The 18,561-nt window shown below is 71.4% G+C and carries 13 protein-coding genes; 5 read left to right on the top strand and 8 right to left on the bottom strand.

Going from position 1 to position 18,561, the window contains the following annotated elements; all coding sequences use genetic code 11:
- Nucleotides 1-13: 13 nt before the first annotated feature.
- The 3 genes from AC0KTA_RS00405 to AC0KTA_RS00415 all read right to left on the bottom strand — a co-directional run bounded on the left by AC0KTA_RS00405 (nt 14) and on the right by AC0KTA_RS00415 (nt 4,670).
- Nucleotides 14-481: an NUDIX hydrolase gene (locus AC0KTA_RS00405; RefSeq protein WP_481053056.1), complete on the bottom strand. Its 468-nt coding sequence runs from the start codon at nt 479-481 to the stop codon at nt 14-16.
- Nucleotides 482-600: 119 nt separating this feature from the next.
- A complete protein-coding gene (locus AC0KTA_RS00410; RefSeq protein WP_481053057.1) occupies nt 601-3,633 on the bottom strand; it encodes a 3-keto-alpha-glucoside-1,2-lyase-like domain-containing protein in 3,033 nt (1,010 codons plus the stop codon).
- 257 nt (nt 3,634-3,890) lie between these two features.
- Nucleotides 3,891-4,670, bottom strand: coding sequence for a DeoR/GlpR family DNA-binding transcription regulator (locus tag AC0KTA_RS00415; protein WP_481053058.1), 780 nt, complete (start codon nt 4,668-4,670; stop codon nt 3,891-3,893).
- 149 nt (nt 4,671-4,819) lie between these two features.
- On the opposite strand from AC0KTA_RS00415, the gene AC0KTA_RS00420 reads away from it, so the two are divergent.
- Both AC0KTA_RS00420 and AC0KTA_RS00425 read left to right on the top strand, forming a co-directional pair.
- Nucleotides 4,820-5,704, top strand: coding sequence for an SIS domain-containing protein (locus AC0KTA_RS00420; RefSeq protein WP_481053059.1), 885 nt, complete (start codon nt 4,820-4,822; stop codon nt 5,702-5,704).
- A gap of 19 nt (nt 5,705-5,723) precedes the next feature.
- Complete coding sequence (locus AC0KTA_RS00425; protein WP_481053060.1) at nt 5,724-6,581, top strand: ketose-bisphosphate aldolase; 858 nt, start codon at nt 5,724-5,726, stop codon at nt 6,579-6,581.
- Between the two features lie 9 nt (nt 6,582-6,590).
- Here AC0KTA_RS00425 and AC0KTA_RS00430 read toward each other — a convergent pair whose 3' ends face one another.
- The 5 genes from AC0KTA_RS00430 to AC0KTA_RS00450 all read right to left on the bottom strand — a co-directional run bounded on the left by AC0KTA_RS00430 (nt 6,591) and on the right by AC0KTA_RS00450 (nt 13,760).
- Nucleotides 6,591-8,519, bottom strand: coding sequence for a family 20 glycosylhydrolase (locus tag AC0KTA_RS00430; RefSeq protein ID WP_481053061.1), 1,929 nt, complete (start codon nt 8,517-8,519; stop codon nt 6,591-6,593).
- Between the two features lie 303 nt (nt 8,520-8,822).
- Nucleotides 8,823-10,010 (bottom strand): MalY/PatB family protein, encoded by a 1,188-nt coding sequence (locus tag AC0KTA_RS00435; RefSeq protein ID WP_481053062.1) that lies wholly within the window; start codon nt 10,008-10,010, stop codon nt 8,823-8,825.
- A 30-nt stretch (nt 10,011-10,040) separates the two neighbouring features.
- Nucleotides 10,041-10,823 (bottom strand): DUF72 domain-containing protein, encoded by a 783-nt coding sequence (locus AC0KTA_RS00440; protein ID WP_481053063.1) that lies wholly within the window; start codon nt 10,821-10,823, stop codon nt 10,041-10,043.
- A 63-nt stretch (nt 10,824-10,886) separates the two neighbouring features.
- Nucleotides 10,887-12,365 carry a hypothetical protein gene (locus tag AC0KTA_RS00445; protein WP_481053064.1) on the bottom strand — a complete coding sequence of 493 codons (1,479 nt, stop codon included), beginning with the start codon at nt 12,363-12,365 and terminating at the stop codon, nt 10,887-10,889.
- Between the two features lie 129 nt (nt 12,366-12,494).
- Nucleotides 12,495-13,760: an aromatic ring-hydroxylating oxygenase subunit alpha gene (locus AC0KTA_RS00450; protein ID WP_481053065.1), complete on the bottom strand. Its 1,266-nt coding sequence runs from the start codon at nt 13,758-13,760 to the stop codon at nt 12,495-12,497.
- Between the two features lie 355 nt (nt 13,761-14,115).
- Between AC0KTA_RS00450 and AC0KTA_RS00455 the strand changes: the two genes are divergently transcribed.
- From AC0KTA_RS00455 to AC0KTA_RS00465, 3 genes are all read left to right on the top strand, one after another.
- Nucleotides 14,116-15,627 carry a glycoside hydrolase family 3 protein gene (locus AC0KTA_RS00455; protein ID WP_481053066.1) on the top strand — a complete coding sequence of 504 codons (1,512 nt, stop codon included), beginning with the start codon at nt 14,116-14,118 and terminating at the stop codon, nt 15,625-15,627.
- 576 nt (nt 15,628-16,203) lie between these two features.
- On the top strand, nt 16,204-17,229 hold the full coding sequence (locus AC0KTA_RS00460; protein WP_481053067.1) for a phytanoyl-CoA dioxygenase family protein: 1,026 nt from the start codon (nt 16,204-16,206) through the stop codon (nt 17,227-17,229).
- Nucleotides 17,230-17,249: 20 nt separating this feature from the next.
- Nucleotides 17,250-18,560 (top strand): DUF6271 family protein, encoded by a 1,311-nt coding sequence (locus tag AC0KTA_RS00465; RefSeq protein WP_481053068.1) that lies wholly within the window; start codon nt 17,250-17,252, stop codon nt 18,558-18,560.
- Nucleotide 18,561 lies beyond the last annotated feature (1 nt).

An 18,561-nucleotide genomic window follows, 5' to 3' on the forward strand; every position in this document is an offset into this window, starting at 1 on the left:
CCAGGGTGCCGGCTCAGTCGGTCAGGAGCGCGGCCAGCCTGTCCAGGAACACCCGCTGGCCGGCCACGAGCTTGTCGCCCGCTTGGTCCAGCGGGAGCCAGGCCACCCGGTCGAGCTCGGGGAACTCCTGGACGCGGCCCGAGCCGCGCGGCCACTCCATGCGGAAGGTGCCCGGCACGACCGTCCGCGGGTCGAGGTCGGCTTCGACGGCCCAGACGGTCACCGTCTTGCCGCCCGCCTGCCGCACGTCGCCCAACGGCAGGTAGGGGCCCGCGGGGGCCGGTTGTCCGAGTTCCTCCTCGAACTCGCGGAGCGCGGCGGCCAGTGGTTCCTCCTCGTCGCCGTGCTCGCCCTTGGGAATGGACCAGGCCGCCTGGTCACGGCGCGACCAGAACGGTCCGCCCATGTGGCCGATGAGCACTTCGGGCGCCGGGCCGGGGGCGCGGAAGAGGAGCAGTCCGGCGCTGCGGCGGCCGGTCATGACACCGAGGGATGTGAGGGCTGCATGCCGCCGGACCTTACGCCCGTGTCGGCGACGGGGAACGGGACGCGCCCGCAACAGGCGCGTCCCGCCGGGGCCCACAGGGGCCATTCAGAGGCCTACAGCGGCCGTATCGAGATGTTCCGGTACCGGACCGCGTTGGCGTGGTCCTGCAGCCGGATCGCGCCGGCCGTCGGGCCCTCGGCCTCCCCCGCTCCCGTCGGCCCGTCGATCGCCACGTCGTCATGGACCTTGACGCCGTTCCACACCAGCGTGACGCGGGCGTCCTCCGTCTTCGCGCCGCTGTCGTCGAAGCGGGCCGCGCGGAAGGAGATGTCGTACGTCTGCCAAGTTCCGGGCGGTTTCGCCGCGTTGACGTCGGGTGCCTTCTTCTTGTAGATCGCACCGGCCTCGTCGTTCGCCGGGGAGTCGTCGCCGTACGAGTCCAGGATCTGGATCTCGTACCGCTCCTGCAGATACACGCCGCTGTTCGCGCGGTCCTGGCCGGTCACGTCCGGCGGCAGCTTCGGCAGCCAGAACTCGACGTGCAGCGTGAAGTCCTGGAACGCCTGCTTGGTGCGGATGTCGCCGCAACAGACCTCCATCGCGCGGTCGTCGACCAGCGGCCACTGGGGGGTGCGACCATCGGTGTGCTGCCACCGCGAGCGGTCGGCGCCGTCGAAGAGGCTGTTCGTGCTGCCCTGCGGGTGGACGGCGAGCAGGTCTAGGTTCACGTGGCCGGAGTCGCCGTCGTCGTGGCTGTACGTGATGGTGTTGGCGCCCGCCCGCAGCTTCAGCCGCTCGGTGTGCGTGGACCACTTGTCCCAGGTGCCGGTGCTCAACAGCTTTGCCTGCCGCACCTTTTGGCCGTTGACGTGGACGCTCAGCGTCTTGGTCCCGGCGGCCGGATGCGGGCCGTTGGCGTAGCGGAGACCGACGTCATAGGTGCCGGCCTTCTTCGTACGGACGTCGAAGGTGGTGGTGGCGCCCTTGGTGCCGTAGCCGTCGACGAAGCCGCGGCCCGAGTACGCCGAGTGGTTGTCGTTGGTGGTGGCGCCGCCGCCGAGCCGGGCCTCCTCCGCCTCGTGGAGCGACTGCGGGGCGGGCTTCGCGCCGGGGACACGGTTCAGCGTGTACCACGCCTCGGTGCTCCACAGCTCCGTGCCGCCCTCGGCCTTGAAGGGGCGGGGCGAGCGCACGTGGACGACGTGGCCGGGCTTCAGGCCCGGGATCTCCAGAGTGACCTTCGTGCGGTCGGAGGAGAGCGTCGCCGAGCGCACCGGCAGCGTCTCCTCGTCCACCTTGGGACCGCCGTAGGCCGCGGTCGGCACGTAGCGCCACTGCGCGACCTGGTAGCGGGCGGCGAGCTTGTCGGCCGTCGCCTGGGAGACCGGCTGGGTGTACTCCAGCTCGAAACCGGTCCGCGTGGCGCGCATCGTCTTGATGTCGAAGGCGTCGTTGCCCTGCGGCGTCAGCTTCTGGAGGCCGTGCTTCAGCTTGCCCGGCTGGCCCCAGTTGCCGCCCGCGCCCAGTCCCCCGGCGTACAGGGCGCCGTCGGGGCCCGTACTGATCCGGTTGACGCCGGCCTCGAGCCCCTGGGTGAAGCGGAAGACCGCGCCCTGGTACTCGCCGCCGACCTTCTCCAGGGACGCCCGCTGGACGCCGCCGTAGGTCACGTCGCCGATGAGCATCTGGCCGGCGAAGGTTCCTTCCTTCACGAGGATCGGGGTGCTCGGCGAGTTGCCGATCTCGTTCTGCGGCAGCCACAGCACGGGCTGGGTGACGGGCCTGTCGTCGAACGGCCCGTCGGGGTTGGTGTGATGGTTGAAGAAGCGGCCCTGCTTGACGTGCAGGAGTTTCGACGAGGGCAGCCAGCCGCCCTGGTTGTCGGTGGCGAACAGCTCGCCGTCGGGCCCCCAGCCGATGCCGTTGGGGGTGCGCAGGCCGCCCGCGACGTAGGAGACCTCGCCGGTCTCGCGGTTGACCTTGATGCTGGTGCCGCGGTTCTTCGCGGGCTGCGGGTCCGTGGTGGCGCCGCCGTAGTTGATGGCGACGGACAGGTTCAGATAGAAGAAGCCGTCCCGGTACAGCAGGCCGAAGGCGAACTCGTGGAAGTTCTTGCCGAACGGCCACGTGGCGACGGTCTCGTACGCGTCCGTGACGTCGTCCCCGTCGGCGTCCTTCAGCCGGGTCAGCTCGTGCTTCTGGGAGACGTACAGCGAGCCGTCGACGTACTTGAGGCCCATCGGCTCCTTCAGGCCCTCGGCGACCTTCTTGGTGGTCACCTTCTCGGGTCCGGTGCTGCCGGTGACGTGGTCCAGGAGGTAGACCTCGCCCTTGGAGTTGTCGGTGCCGCCCCAGGTGGCCACGGCGAGCCGGCCGTCGGGCAGCCAGTCCATCGCGGAGACCTGCGGCTCGAAGCCCTTCGGCCTGAGGTCGGTGAGCCGGTAGTCGGGGTGGACGCCGTTCAGCGGCAGGCCGTCGCCCGGTGTCTCCGTGGAGTTGGCGCACTCCTTGCGGCCCGGCGCCGTGACGCGCACGACGCCCGCGTCGGTGCTCAGGACCGAGTCCGGTACGACGGCGAAGTCGCTCGCGCCCGGCGGCTTCCAGGCGAGGGTGACCTGCTGCTCTCCGCCCGCCTCGAAGTGCTCGATCAGCAGGGCGTGGTAGCCGGCCGTCAGCTCGACGGTGCCGTCCTTGGGGGTCGGCCCGTGCAGGCCGTCGTGGTCGATGACCCGCTGATTGTCGATCAGCAACCGGGAGCCGTCGTCACTGGTGAGGCGGAAGGTGTACGTGCCGTCCTGGGGGACGTTGAGGTTGGCGATGGTGTGCGAGACGAAATTGTCGGCGAGGCCGCCGAAGTCCCCGGCGTCCTTCCAGTCGACGACCGGCTTCAGCTCGTCGACGTTCGGCGTCTGCCCGGCCTTGAGCTCGCACAGCTTCTGCAGCGGTTGCTGCATGTCGTACACGCGCTGGGTCACGCCGGGCTCCTGGGGCGGGAGTTCGACGAAGGGGCTCGGGTCCTCCTCGGCTGCGGCGGGGGCACCTCCCGCCGCCCAGGCGGCTCCGGCCAGGAGGGACCCGACGACCAAGTGGCTGAGGCGGGTGCGGAATCTTCGGCTTCGGCTTCTTCGGTACGACCGTGCGCTCATTGCTGCTCCCGGCAGGTGATGAGGCGAGGGAATCGGAGCGGGTGCGTCGGAGCGAGTGCATCGGAGCGGGTGAGTTGGGGCGGGACGCTAGTCAGCTTTCCTCTGAGCGGGAAGTCCTTGCGCGACAAAGAACCGGACTTTTTCTCCAGGCAGGACAAAGGGTCGTTCAAGGGGGCGGGGCCGGAGCGTCTCGGACGCGCGGGACCGCCTCTTCACGCTCTTCACCGGGAGGAGCTGCCCCTCGGCCCCGGAACCCTCTAGACCGTCACCAGCGACACGCCCGCCTCGGTGAACCGCGCGGCCATCTCCTCGTCAACGGCCGTGTCCGTCACGAGCGTGTTCACCTGCTTCGTCGCGCAGATGCGTGCGAACGCGCGGCGGCCGAGCTTGGTCGCGTCGGCCGCGACGACGACCCGCGTGGCGCGCTCGCACAGCAGCCGGTTGATCGCCGCCTCGTCCTCGTCGTGCGCGGTCGCCCCGTGCACGACGTCGAACGCGCCGACGCCGAGCACCGCGACGTCCAGCGTGATCTGATCGAGCACCCCGTCCGCGAGCGGCCCCGTGAGCTCGTACGACTGCGGGCGGGCCACCCCGCCGGTCACAACGATCTTGAACTGGGGCCGTACGGCCAGCTCGTTGGCGATGTTGAGGGCGTTGGTCACGATCGTCAACGCCGGTGATCCCGTGGCCAGTTCGGGCCGCACCGCGAGCGCGCGGGCGACCTCGGTGGTCGTGGTGCCGCCGGTCAGACCGACGACTTCGCCCGGGGCGATCAGGTCCGCCACCGCCTTGGCGATCCGCTGCTTCTCCGAGGCCTGCCGGGCGGTCTTGTAGCGCAGCGGCAGTTCGTACGAGACGCCGTGGACGACCGCGCCACCCCGGGTGCGCACGAGCATCTGCTGCTCGGCGAGCTGGTCGAAGTCCCGGCGGATCGTGGCGGCCGAGACGCCCAGCGCCGTGGCCGCTTCCTCGACGTCCAGGCGGCCCCGCTCGACGAGCAGTTCAAGGAGCGCCTGCCAGCGGGCATCGCGCGACATCCGCACCCTCCACTCAGTTCCCGCACTCACGGTCCGTGATGACCCTATCCCACAAGCGAATGCTTGATTGTGATTGAAACACCGCTATAGATTGCAGAAACAAGCACCCGGTGGAGTGGTGCGTCGGACTCACAGGGTGGGAGCCCGCCATGAGCCATGCCGAGAACGAACTGATCAGCCAGCCGGAGTGCTGGGCGCGCGCCGCCGATCTGGCGGCGCGGCACAAGGACGCGCTGCCCTCGCGCGGCGAGCGCGTGGCCGTGGTGGGCTGCGGGACCTCCTTCTTCATGGCGCAGGCCGTCGCCGCCCTCCGCGAGGACGCGGGGCTCGGTGAGACCGACGCCTTCGCCGCCTCCGAGTTCCCCGCTGCACGCTCGTACGACCGGGTCGTCGCCCTGACCCGCTCCGGCACCACGACCGAGGTGCTCGACCTGCTGGCGCTGGTGCGCGGGCGCCTCCGCACCACCGCGATCACGGGCGACCCGGACACCCCGGTGCGGGAGGCTGCGGACGACCTCGTGGTCCTCGACTTCGCCGACGAGCAGTCGGTCGTCCAGACCCGCTTCGCCACCACCGCCCTGACGCTGCTCCGCGCCCACCTCGGTCTGCACACGGAACAGGCCGTCACCGACGCCCGCACCGCGCTCGCCGAGCCGCTGCCCGAAGGGCTCGTGGGGTGCTCCCAGTTCACCTTCCTCGGCCGGGGCTGGACCACCGGGCTCGCCCAAGAGGCCGCGCTGAAGATGCGCGAGGCGTCGCTGTCCTGGACCGAGGCGTACCCGGCCATGGAGTACCGGCACGGCCCCATCAGCATCTCCACCGACACCACCGCGACCTGGATGTTCGGCCCGGCACCCAAGGGACTTGCCGAGGAGGTCCGGGCGACCGGCGCGCTGTGGGTCGAGGGCGCCCTGGACCCGCTGGCCGAGCTGGTGCGCGCCCAGCGCCTGGCCCTCGCGGTCGCCGCGCTGCGGGGCCTCGACCCGGACCGGCCGCGCCATCTGACCCGCTCGGTCGTCCTCGACGCCGACTGACCGGGACGGGAGGAACCTGATGTCGCTCGCACAGACCGGTGCCCTCGTCGCCGAGGCCGCCGCCAAGCGCCGGGCCGTCGCGGCCTTCAACATCATCACCCTGGAACACGCCGAGGCCGTCGTCGCCGGCGCCGAGGCCGCCAAGTCCCCGGTGATCCTCCAGGTCAGCGAGAACGCGGTGACGTACCGCTACGGGCGCGTCCTGCCGATCGCCCGGGCCGCCCTCGCCCTCGCCGAGGCCGCGGCCGTGCCGGTCGCCCTGCACCTCGACCACGTCAAGCAGGACGCCCTGCTGCGGCAGGCCGCCGACGCCGGTTTCAGTTCCGTGATGTACGACGCGTCCCACCTGCCCTACCGGCAGAACTTGGCCGCGACCCGCGCCGCCGCCGACTGGGCGCACACCCAAGGCCTCTGGGTCGAGGCGGAGTTGGGCCAGGTCGGCGGCAAGGACGGCAAGCCGCCGCTGGACGCGCACGCCCCCGGCGCGCGCACCGGCCCCCACGAGGCGTGCCAGTTCGCCGCCGAGACCGACATCGACGCGCTCGCCGTCGCCATCGGCAGCTCACACGCCATGACCACGCGGACGGCGGCCCTCGACCACGCCCTGCTCGCCCGTCTCGCCGAGGCGCTGCGAGTCCCGCTCGTCCTGCACGGCTCCTCCGGCGTCCCGGACGACGAGCTGGCCCGGGCGGTCTCGGGCGGCATCGCCAAGGTCAACATCGGCACGGCCCTGAACATCGCCATGACCAACGCGATCCGCGCCTATCTCGCCGACCACCCGAAAGCCGTGGACACCCGCAGCTATCTGACCGTGGGCCGCCGCGCCATGACCACGACCGTCACTCACATGATCGGGGTCCTCGGCGCGGGGGCGTGACGGCATGACTCACCGTGCGTGCACCGCGTCCAACTCGGCCACGGACGCGAAGGTGTTGGACGAGCCGTGCTCGCTCACGACGCGGAGCGCGACATGCCGGGCGGTCGTGGCCGGGAACGGCACGGTGAACTCGGTGGGGTCGGCCGGGAAGCGGCCCGAGGCGACCGTCCGCCACGTGTCGCCGTCGCCCGAGACCAGCACGGCGTAGTCCTTCACCCGGCCGTTGATCCCACCGTCCTGGCGCGGCATGTACCGCACTCCGGCGATCCGCCGCTCGGCGCCGAGGTCGGTGGAGAGCTGCTGCGGCAGAGCGGCGCCGTAGGCGCTGTGCCAGTGGGTGTAGGGGTCGTTGTCGACGGCCCGTCGGACCTGGCCGGGCTCGGCGGCGGTCTCCTCGCTCGTCGCCGTCGCCGCCCAGCCGTCCTGGCCGAGCATGCCGGGGTTGGCGCCGATCTGCGACTCCAGGTCGGCGGGGTCGGCCTTGCCCAGCGGGAGCGCGTCGCCCACCTGGTCGTAGCGGTCGAGGAAGGGCCCCACCGGTGAGCCGGCGGGCGTCGCCCAGGTGCGGTCGGCGACCACGGCCAGCGGTCGGCGGGCGAAGTAGTCCACCCGGCCGACGGGATCCGTCTGCGTGCGGTCCGACCAACGGGCCATGCGGTAACCGCTGATGCCCGGCCGCGCGGTGAAGGGGTAGTCGCGGTAGGTGGTGCGGACGTCGAAGAAGCCGTAGTCCCCGGGCTTGGTGCTGAGGCCGGGGCTGACGTAGAGCGGGCCGTCCTGGACGCCGACGGTGAGGTACCCCTCGGCCGCCCGGCCTTCCGGGGACGAGAGCCACTCGTTGACGACGACACGCTTGTCCGGGTCGATGCTGGTGGGCTGTTGGAAGTCCCACCACTGCCAGATCTGGGTGGTCTTGCCCTGCGCGCGGATCGTGCGGTCGAGGTCGTTGATGAACTCCACCAGTACGTCGCCGGGGTACGGGTAGCCCTTCTCCTTCTGGTAGGCGACGAGTTCGGGGCACGCTTCCTGCGCGGGCCGCAACGGCACCTCGTCGCTGCCGATGTGGACGTAGGGGCTGTCGAAGATCTCCGCGACCTCGGTGACGAGATCGCGGGCGAACTCCCGGGTGGCGGGCTTGGTGTAGTCGAGTGTCCAGTGGCCGCGGTCGGAGCCCTCCCAGCTGTTGTCGGGCCGGGACATCGACTCGCACGAGAAGGCGAGGTCGGGGCGGGCACTGCCGATGGCGGCCGCGTGGCCCGGCAGGTCGATCTCCGGGACGATGGTGACGCCGTAGCGGGCGGCGTAGCCCTCCAGGTCCCGCAACTCCTTCTTCGTGTAGTGCTGTTCGGAGACGATCTCCGGGTGGCGGTCGCTCTCGATCCGGTAGCCGTTCCAGTCCGACAGATGCAGGTGGAAGGTGTTGAGCTTGTACCAGGCCAACTGCCGTATCTGCCGCTTGAGGTAACGCACCGGGAAGTACTTGCGGCCCACGTCGAGCATCTGCCCGCGCTGGGCCTGCGTGGGGTGATCGCGCACCGTGCCGCGCGCCACCGCGTGCGCCTCGGCGCCGGTGCGCAGCGCCTGCAGCAGCGTACGGGTGCCGTACAGCACCCCCCGGCGATCGGGCGCGGTGATCCGCGCGGCGTCGGCGAGGCGCAGCTCGTATCCCTCCGGCGCGGGGGCGGAGCCGCCGAGGGCGAGCGCGATGTCGCCTCGGGCGGGACTGCCGGTGGTGATACGCGGGCGCGTTCCTTCCTGGGCGGCGAACTCGCCGGCGAGCAGCGCCGCTGTCGGTTCGAGGGCGTCGGCGTCCGCCTCGGGGAGAACGATGCGGCTGCGCCGCGTCAGCTCCCAGGTGCCCTGGCCGCCTTCCCAGGAGCGCACCGAAGGCACGGTGACCGGCGCCGGGTTGGGCTCGGCGGCCTGGGCCGTCGGCACGGTGAGCAGGGTGGAGAGCAGTGTCGCGACGGAGGCCGCGACCCACGGGACCCGTGTCCGGCTGCGGGGCGGGCGGAGGGCGGGCCGCGGGGGCGGGGCCCCTTCCCGCCCGGTGGCGCGGCACGTACGACGGAAACCCCTCATGGGCACCACTCCAGAGTCCGGAAGCCGGAGACGGGCAGAGAGCTCGGATGACGGACAGTGCAGCGCAGCACCCTGCACACGTCAAGATGTGCGCGAAACTCGGCCCAATCGAGCATGTTCATGCACGAGTTCGGGCCCTGACCGCGAGGGGCGGGCTGCTCACCGCACGGCCGTGGCCATCCGGTGGACCGCCTCGGTGATCAGCTCCGGCGAGGTGGCGAGGTTCATGCGGACGAATCCCGCCCCGCCGGTACCGAAGTGCGTGCCGCAGTTCAGGGCGACGCGCCCGCGGTGGAGGAAGACGGCGGCCGGCTCGTCGCCGAGGCCGAGCTCCCGGCAGTCCAGCCAGGCCAGGTAGGTGCCCTCGGCGGGTTCGTAGCGGACGGCGGGCAGGTGCTCGGACAGCAGCCGGGCCAACAGCCTCCGGTTGTCGTCGAGGCCGGACAGCACGGCGTCGAGCCAGTCGCCACCGTCCCGCAGTGCCGCGGTGTGGGCGATGATGCCGACGTGGCTGGGCCCGTGGCTCACCTCTTCCGGCAGGCGGGCCAGGTCGTCGGCCGCGTCCGGCCCGGCGATCGCGAGGGCCGCCTTGAGACCGGCCAGGTTCCATGCCTTCGACGCCGACATCAGCGACAGCCCGTTCTCCCCGCCGGGCACGCCCAGGTACGGCACGAAGGACGCGCCCGCGGCCATGACGGGGGCGTGGATCTCGTCGGCCACGACACGAACGTCGTACGTCCGCGCCAGTCGCGCGATGTCCGTCAGCTCCTCGGCGGTGTGCACGGCCCCGGTCGGGTTGTGCGGGCTGCACAGCAAGTACACCGGCCTTCCCGCGCCTTGAGTCCCGACCTGCCGGAACGCGGCTTCCAGGGCGGTGAGGTCGATCCGTCCGTCGGCGCCCAAGGGGGCCTCGACGATGGGCCGGCCCATGTTCCCGACGAACTGGTAGAAGGGCGGATACACAGGGCAGTTGACGACGACGGGGTCGCCAGGACCGGAGACCAGCTTGAGCATTTCGACGATGCCCAGCATCACATCGGGCACGATCGCCGTGCGCTCCACGGCGATCCCGTCCCAGCCCCACCGTCTGCGCGCGAAGTCGGCCAGCGCCTCGGCGTACGCCGTGCCCGCCGGGTAGCCCGTGTCACCGAGCGCCACCGCGTCGGTGACCGCCCGCGCGACCGGCTCGGCCAGCGGCACGTCCATCTCGGCCACCCACAGCGGCAGCACGTCCTCGGGATACGCGCGCCACTTCATGCTCGTACGCCGCCGCAACTGCTCCAGGGAGAGCTGACGCAACGGGTTGGCGCCGTGGGGTGCGGGAAACTCACGCGTCGTGTCAGTCATGGTCAGAATGTAGTTGTCCGCAACCGGCGATCAGTGGTCTCCCTCGGACACCGGTGGCGGGGAGGAGGGCGTCCGCGTCACGGCCGCGCCCGCTCGGTGCGCGGCACGGGCGAAGGCCGTGGCGTCGTGGACGGCGGCGCCGCCCGGGTCGTTGTTGAAGTACACGAAGACGTCCTCGGCGGACCACGTTCCCGTCACCCGTTGGGCCCAGGAGGCGAGCGCCTTCCTGCCATAGCGGGGCCACGGCCGGGCGCGCCCCGCGTGCAGCCGCACATAGCCCCAGTCGGCGGTGCGCCAGAGCGGCGTGACGGGCCGTGACCCCACGTCCGCCCAGCACAGGGCGGCGCCCCGATCCTCGAGAAGCTCGCGGATCTCGGGGGTCCACCACGACTCGTGGCGCGGTTCGACCGCGACCCGTGTGCCGGTGGGGAAACAGCGCAGGCAGCTGTCGAGCAGGGCCGGATCGGCCTGAAGGGTGGGCGGCAGCTGCAGGAGGACGGGCCCGAGCCGGTCACCGAGGCCAACGGCGTGGTCCATCAGACGCCGCACGGGTTCCTCGGGCTCGCGGAGCCGTTTGATGTGCGTCAGGAACCGGCTCGCCTTGACGGCGACGACAAAGCCCTCCGGGGTGCGGTCGCGCCAGGCGGCGAAATTCTCCCTGGTGGGCAGCCGATAGAAGGCGTTGTTGCTCTCGACGGTCGCGAACGCCTGTGCGTACTCCTCCAGCCAGAGCCGCTGCGGCACCCGCTCGGGGTAGAGCACGCCACGCCAGTCCTTGTACTGCCACCCGGAGGTGCCGACGTAAAGCGTCATACCGCCATCGAAACACGCGGCCTCGCCGGGGATCTGGAGGGACATCCGGCTACCTGGTGTCCGTCAGGGGGCGATGCCCACCCCCGGGACGCGGCTCCACGCCCGCTCCTGTGCCGCCGTCATCACGGGCCAGGTGTGACCGCCCGGCCGCGGGCGCACACGCGAGGCGTACTCCCCCGGTACGAAGCCTGGGTCGTAGAAGCAGCCCGTGCGGTACGTCGCGTCGAAGGCGGGACACGACGCGGCGACGGAAGCCGACGTGGGCTTCTTGCCCTTGCGCACCCATGTGTCCAGTGCGGCAAGGGAGTTGGCGTACTCGGCCGCGCTCAGCCCGCTGTGCTCCTTCTCCCGTGTGAACGTCTGCACCAGGTGCCGGTCCCGGCCCGCTCCGCGCAGCGTGGCGCGGTAGGCCGCCTCGTGCTCCACGAAGGCGGTCGGGTCGTCGATGGCGTGGAGGGTGAGCACGGGGATCGACACCTTGCCGGTGAGGTCGCTGTCGTACGACAGGTCGCGCACCGCGGTGGGGTCGGCCGAGAAGCGTTCCACTCCGGCGTCGAGGGCCTTGTCGTCGTGGGAGCCGGTGTAGCGAACTCCCTGGTTGCTGAAGGGATTACGCCCGCCCAGCCGTTCGTGGACGATGTCGCGGAAGGTGAAGGTCGCGAACTTCAGGTGGGATTCCAGGGTGCGTTCCGGGATCCGGGTGACGGCGAGGATGTCGTCGAGGTTGCGCTGCTGCGGGGCTGTGCGGTCCTGGGGCGCGGAGGCGAGGCCGGTGCACTCCTGGAGCCTGGCTTCGAGGTCGGCGGCGGTCATCGTCGAGCCCTTCGGCAGCCCGCTCCACAGGGGGTAGCGGGGCTCGGCCTGCCTGGGGTGGTTCCGGCAGTAGTACTGGTAGACGACGCGCAGGTCCACGCGGTGGTCGTAGCCGCGCGAGCCGCCGCCGAGCACGCCGTTGGTGAGCAGCGCGCCGTCGTACGGCCGCCCGGAGCCCGCGCCGTACGCCTCGACGGCCTTGGCGGCGACGTCGCCGCCCCAGGACTGGCCGTGCAAGTAGGTCCTCTTCGGCGTGCGGAACTCGCGCGTGAACAGCTTGCGCAGGCTCTCGGTGTCCGCGGCGGCCATGCGTGTTCCGTAGCCGCCGCGGCGGTACGACGAGCCCGCCCACGCGTATCCCTGGTCCACCATCACCGACCAGCGGCCGAGGTCCTCGACGCTGCGCCGCGGATCGGATGCCGCGCCGAGGTCGGGGCCGCCGTGCGCGTGCACGACGAGCGAGCCGTTCCACTTCTTGGGGACAGCGATCGCGTAGTACGCGCCGCTCGCGTCCCGGCCGGTGTAGCAGTCGGCCTTCGTCCCCACGCTCACCGGGCAGTCCGCGGGCGTGGGCCGTGGCCCTTCCCTGTTCGCCGGGGCTGCCGACGCGGGCCCCATGAGCCCTGCCGCGACGGCCATGGCGAGGCCACCCGCGAGCGCGGCGGCGCGGCCGTGCCCGCCGAACGTGCGTGCACGGCGCGGTCGTCGTGCGCTCAGCCGGTCGCCCATGAGTCGTCCTTCCCCGGGCCCTCCAAGCGCGGCCCTCGCGCGGAGGGCTCGATGCTAGGCACCGGGGAAGCGACATTCGACAGCTCGGCGATTGCGTTCATATTGATCAGGACGACGCCCTCTCGTCGCTCAGCGCGCTGCCGTGCCCACCCCTGCCAGGCGCTCCGCCAGATACCGCTGGAACTGCCACAGCGGACGCTCCAGATGGGAGAAGCGGCCGCCCGACGGGGCGGGGTCGGTGGCGAGGCCGCGCTGCACGCCGCGGATCGCGATCAGGTCCTCCGTCTGGATCTCCTTGAACTGCTCCTTCGAGGCCGCCACATACGCGTCGAACCCGGGCCGCTGCCTGGTCGCGGGCGGGACCAGCGACGTGACGAGCACGTCGTGCGTGGCCGGGCCGGTCGGCACCCAGCGCACGAAGGTCACGCTGTCGGGCAGCAGCGCCAGGACCATGTTCGGGAACACGCCGGCGACGGTCAGCCCGGAGAGCTGCCGCATGCCGAGTCCGGGGATGAGGGTGCCGAGCGCGTCCACGCCGTCCGGTCCCTGCGGGATCTCCATGTCCGGGGCGAAGGGGGTGTACATGCTGAACCCGCGCCCCTCGCACTCGTCCACCACGGTGCCCTTGCCGGGCAGGATCTTGTCGAGGGTGTTCGCGTGCGAACCCATGTGGTGGTAGTTCTCCGAGCCGTTCTCGAACGCCACCTTCCAGTTCGCCGGGACACCGTCCCAGCGCTCCGTGTACGCGACGACCAGATCCGCGAGGCCGTAGGGCGCCAGCACGGCGTCCAGGCCCGCCAGCTGCGGGCCGAGCGGCGGCGCGTCGGGGTCGGCGCACACCATGATCAGGCCGTGCCACACCTCGAGCCGGTGCCGCGGCAGACGGCAGGCCGCGCGGTCGAACTCGACCTTGTTCATCAGCGGGGCGCCGGCCAACTGGCCGACGAACTCGCCGTTCAGCCGGTACGTCCAGGTGTGGTAAGGGCAGGTCAGCCGCTTGAGTGAGCCCTGGTCCGGGGTCGTCTCGGGCGGCAGGACGTCCATGAAGCGGTGCCGGCACACCCGGGACAGCGCGTGCAGTTCGCCGTTCTCGTCGCGGGTGATGACGAGGGGGGCGCCGAGGACGTCCGTGCGCAGATAGTCGCCGGGCCGGGCGACCTGGTCGACATGGCCGACGCACACCCAGTCGCTGCCGAAGACGCGGTCCCTTTCCAGCCGATGGAAGTCCTCGCTGGTGTAGGCGCGGGCGGGGAGGGTCTCGCCGCGTTCCAGGGGCAGCGCGGCGATCCGGGCCAGTTCGCCGAGCAGGGAGGCAAGCCCGTCGTCCGGGGAGCGAAACCCGTCGTGCGGGGAGGAGACGCCGTCGCGTGGGGAGGAAAGTCCGTCGTGCAACATCGTGGCACCGCCTTGAGTCCGGGATCTCTTTTCATGCTCGGCCGCGGGCGGCGGCGAAGGATCGACACCCTGGACGACATACGGGTACATCCTTCGGATGAGGCGGCAATCCGGATGGCCGATGCACGGGTTCCGCGTGCGGCGGCCACGACGGAGGACGGACGCGGATCCGGCCAACGACGCCCCCGCCGTCGCCGCGAACACCCTTCTCGTACAGGACAATTGAGTACACATCCCACCACAGTGACTCCTTGACGTCGTTGATTGGTATAGGCCAATATCCACTTCGTTCGCACCGCTTTCGCCGCGGTCGACCGATCCGCCGAACCACACCCCGCTCTACCGGAGGTCCCTCATGGCAAGCGACAGCCACCCGCGCCTCACCCGGCTGGCCAACTCCGTGCTCCAACCGGGGTTCGTGGGCACCACCGCGCCGGACTGGGTGCGCCGCAGGATCGCCGACGGGCTCGCCTCCGTCGTCCTCTTCGGGCGCAACATCGAGAGCCCCGAGCAGGTCGCCGCGCTCACCACGGCCCTGCGCGCCGAGAACCCGGACCTGATCGTCGCCATCGACGAAGAGGCCGGCGACGTGACCCGCATCGGCGCCCGCACCGGCGCCTCCTGGCCGGGCAACCTCGCGCTCGGAGCCATCGACGACACCGACCTCACCGAGCGCGTCGCCCGCGACATCGGCCTCCAGCTGCGGGCCATCGGCGTCTCGTTGGACTTCGCGCCCAGCGCCGACGTGAACTCCAACGCGATGAACCCGGTCATCGGGGTACGTTCCTTCGGGGAGCACACCGACGTCGTCGGGCGCCACACCGCCGCCTGGATCCGCGGGCTGCAGTCCGCCGGGGTCGCGGCCTGCGCCAAGCACTTCCCCGGTCACGGCGACACCGACGTCGACTCCCACCACGGACTGCCCCGGTTCACGGCCGACGCCGCCGAGATCGCCCGCACCGCCCTGCCGCCGTTCGCCGCCGCGATGGACGCGGGCGTCCGCGCCGTCATGACGGCGCACATGCTCGTGCCCGCCCACGACAGCGAGCTGCCCGCGACCCTCAGTCACCCCATCATCAACGGCCTGCTGCGCGAGGAGCTCGGCTTCACCGGCCTGGTCGTCACCGACGGCATCGAGATGGGCGCCGTCAGCGGCCCGTACGGCATCACCGGAGCCACCGTGCGGGCGGTCGCCGCCGGAGTGGACGCGGTGTGCGTCGGGGGCGAGAGCGCCGAGGAGTCCACGACCGTCGACCTCGCCGACGCCCTGGTGCGCGCCGTGCTCGACGGCACGCTGCCCGAGGAGCGCCTCACCGAGGCCGCCGCCCGCGTGGGCGAGTTCGCCGCCTGGTCGGCCGCCCTCGGCCGACAGGCCGGCCCCGACGCGGACCCGTCCGATATCGGCCTGGTCGCGGCCCGGCGCGCCGTCCGCGTCCATCGCGGCGGCAACGGCGCGGACCTCCCGCTCACGGCCGACCCGCACGTCGTCGAGCTCTCCCCCACCATGAGCCTCGCCGTCGACGGTGCGACGCCGTGGGGCGTCGGCGAGCCGCTGCGCGCGCTGCGCCCGGGCACGACGTCCGTGCGCATCTGCGAGGCCGAACTGACCGGCCAGGACGACCTGTTGGACCGCCTCGCCCTCACGCCCGCGACCGGCCGGGACCTGGTCGTCGTCGTGCGCGACGCGGCCCGGCACCCGTGGATGTCCGAGGCGCTCGCGGGCCTGGTGCGGCGCCGCCCGGACGCCCTGGTGGTGGAGATGGGCGTTCCCGCGGGCGAACAGGTCGGCGCGGTCCATCTGACGACGTACGGCGCCACGCGAGTGTCCGGTATCGCCGTCGCCGAGGTGCTGGCCGGCGCGTCCTGAGCGACCGGGCGACGCCTCCCGCACGACCGGGACGGCCCCCTCCGAACGCCCCGGGCGACCCCGTCGGCGGGGCCGCCCGCACCCGCCGGAATCGCCCGGCGACGGACCGTATCCGTGGACGTGGACACCCCAACGCGCCCGCACCGGGCGGGGGTTGACTTCAGTCTTGGTCTAGTCCATCTTGGTTGAAACCGAATCTGGTCTAGTCCACTGAGGATCACGGTCAAGCACCCGAGCACCGCGATCCGTTGCCCCGATCCGCACGTGCCCCGATCCGCACGCCAACCACCCGCACGCACTCCGACCTCGGACAGACCGGGGCACGTCGTACGCGACGCCCCCGCGACCGGACCGACCCGTCCGGCGCGGCGAGTGGCGCCCCGGTCCCCCTGCCGGCCCGGCGGGCAGTGATGCTCCCGGACCGCGACGACGGCAGCGCCCACGCCGTTCTCGTCGCCGCCTCCCCCGCGGAGGCCTCCCCCCACGCGCGGAACGTGCGAAGCCGCGGTCCGTCCTGCCCACACCGCGCCCACCCGTACCCCTGCACCGCGTCACACCAGCCTTTGAGGACCCCGCATGTCCACACCTCACGAGTTTCTGCACCGCGCCGCGTCCGACCGCCCGTACTTCAGCTCGGACGGCGAGACGTACCTGGCACAGTTCCCGCTCAAGGAGATAGCGAAGACGCAGCCGCTGCGTGTCCTGACCGAGGAGCAGTTCGCCTCCTGGCAGACCTACGGCCATGTGGTCGTGGAGGAGGCGATCCCCGCCGCGGCCGCCAAGAAGCTCCTCGACTTCACCTGGGACTTCCAGGGGCTCGACCCGTCCCGCCCCGACACCTGGTACGAGGAGCGGGAGTTCCGCACGGACCTGGAGCGGGACCTGTACATCTACGGCTTCGTGGAGGCGTACCACCACCAGCTCATCTGGGACAGCCGGCAGACGCAGCGGGTCTACGACGCGTTCGTCGACGTGTGGGACTGCGAAGAGCTGTGGGTGACCCTCGACCGGCTCAACCTCAACCCGCCGAACGTCAAGAACCGCGACCGCGCGCTGATCGCGCCCACGGACGAGGGCTTCGACATCGAGCTGCACTGGGACGTCGACTCCACGCGCGAGGTGCTGCCGCAGCGCGTGCAGGGCATCATCGCGCTCCACGACACGCAGCCCGAGCTCGGCGGGTTCCAGTGCTCGCCCGAGCTGTTCCGGCAGTTCGACCGGTGGAAGCTGGACCAGCCCGCCGACCGCGACCCGGTGCGGCCCAACACCGACCGGTCCGAATTCCCCGTGTTGCGGCCCGAGTTGAAGGCGGGCGACCTGCTGATCTGGAACGGCATGCTGGCGCACGGCGTCGCCCCCAACACCTCTGACAACGGTGTCCGAGCGGTGCAGTACCTCTCCATGATGCCCGCCCTCGAATCCCACCACGTGCTGCGCAAGTCCCGCGTCGAGTCCTGGCGCAACCTCTCGACGCCCGACTGGAACGCGACGCTCGTCGGCGACGCCACGCAGCACGAGTCGGAGCGCTACGGCACGGCCACACTCACCGACCTGGGCGAGAAACTCCTCGGCCTCAGCTCCTGGCACGCCGACAACGCCTAGTGGTGAACCGGAGAACCGCCATGCGCAAGATCTGCCTGACCCTGCCCACCAACAGGGCGTGCGCCCCGATGGTTTCCGCCCTCCTCCAGGAGGCGGAGTACGCGGCCCGGACCTTCGACGTCGACGTGCACGTGCTGATCCTGGACTCCTCCGACCCCGCGACCTTCGCCGAGCACGCCCGCGCCGCGCGGGCGGCGCACGGCGCGCCGCGGATCGTGGTGCACCACCTCGGCGAGGACGAACAGCGGTCCTTCCTGCGGGAGGTCGTCCACCACTCCGGCTCCCTCAAGCCGGACCTGCTGCTCGACCTCATGCTGCCCGACGCCGTGTCGTACGGCGCCTGCACCAACCGGGCCTTCCTCATCGCCGCCGCGCTCGGCTGCGCGTCGGTGCACCGCAGGGACTCGGACAGCACCTATCAAGTCCTGGACGGCGAGCCCGTCTTCCCCGTCCACCACGAGCTGATGTCCCTCGGCAAGCGCGCGGCCGACGCCGCCGACGGCGTCACCGACACCGTCCTCGACGCGGCGCACGCCGACAAGCCGGTGGTGCTCGTGGGCTCCTCGTTCATCGGCGAACTGTCCGTGGACATCGGGGAAATGCTCGATCTCGACCGCGAGGTGTACTACGACGTCGTCAGCCTCTGGGCTCCGGCCGACTCGACCGACGACGAGAAGCGCGAGCTGGTCGACGAGTCCTTCCGCGGCGCCGGCCTCGACCCGTTCACGCGGGACGAGGCGCTCCTCACCCTCGTCGACCCCATGCGCGTCGACATGTGCAACGTCAGCTTCCACCGGGTGCACGAACAGGTGCCGCTGCCCCCGGCGACCGACACCATCGGCAGCGACTACTTCCTGCTGCACCTCGTGTACGACGCCACGCTCCCCGGTGTCGTACACAACCGCAACATCGTGAACTTCTACACGGGCGAGCGGCGCACCCCGTCCGGATTCGTCGCCTACCAGAACCGGTTCGTGAAGTTCTTCCTGTCGATGCTGTATCTGAACTTCGTCTACCGCGAGATGACGGAAGCCGGGTCGTCGCTGCTCGACGAGCGGCACGAGGTGCGCGTGTCGCGCGTCGCCGAACTCGTCCGGCGGAGCACCGAGCTGGACACGGCGGAGAACGCGGAGCGGCTGCGCGTCCTCGACCGCTCCTACCGCAAGCTCGGCGGCAAGTACGCGGCGTTCGCCGACACCCTGGTCCCGCGGCGCGAGCGGCTGCTCGACGAGGCGCGGCAGGACATGGAGGACTTCGCGCTGCTCATCGAGCACTGGGCGGCGCTGGTCCGGGCGAGCGGGTCCACGAGCCTCAGCCGGCTGCACGCGTAGC

This window comes from Streptomyces sp. Y309 (genome assembly GCF_056712025.1).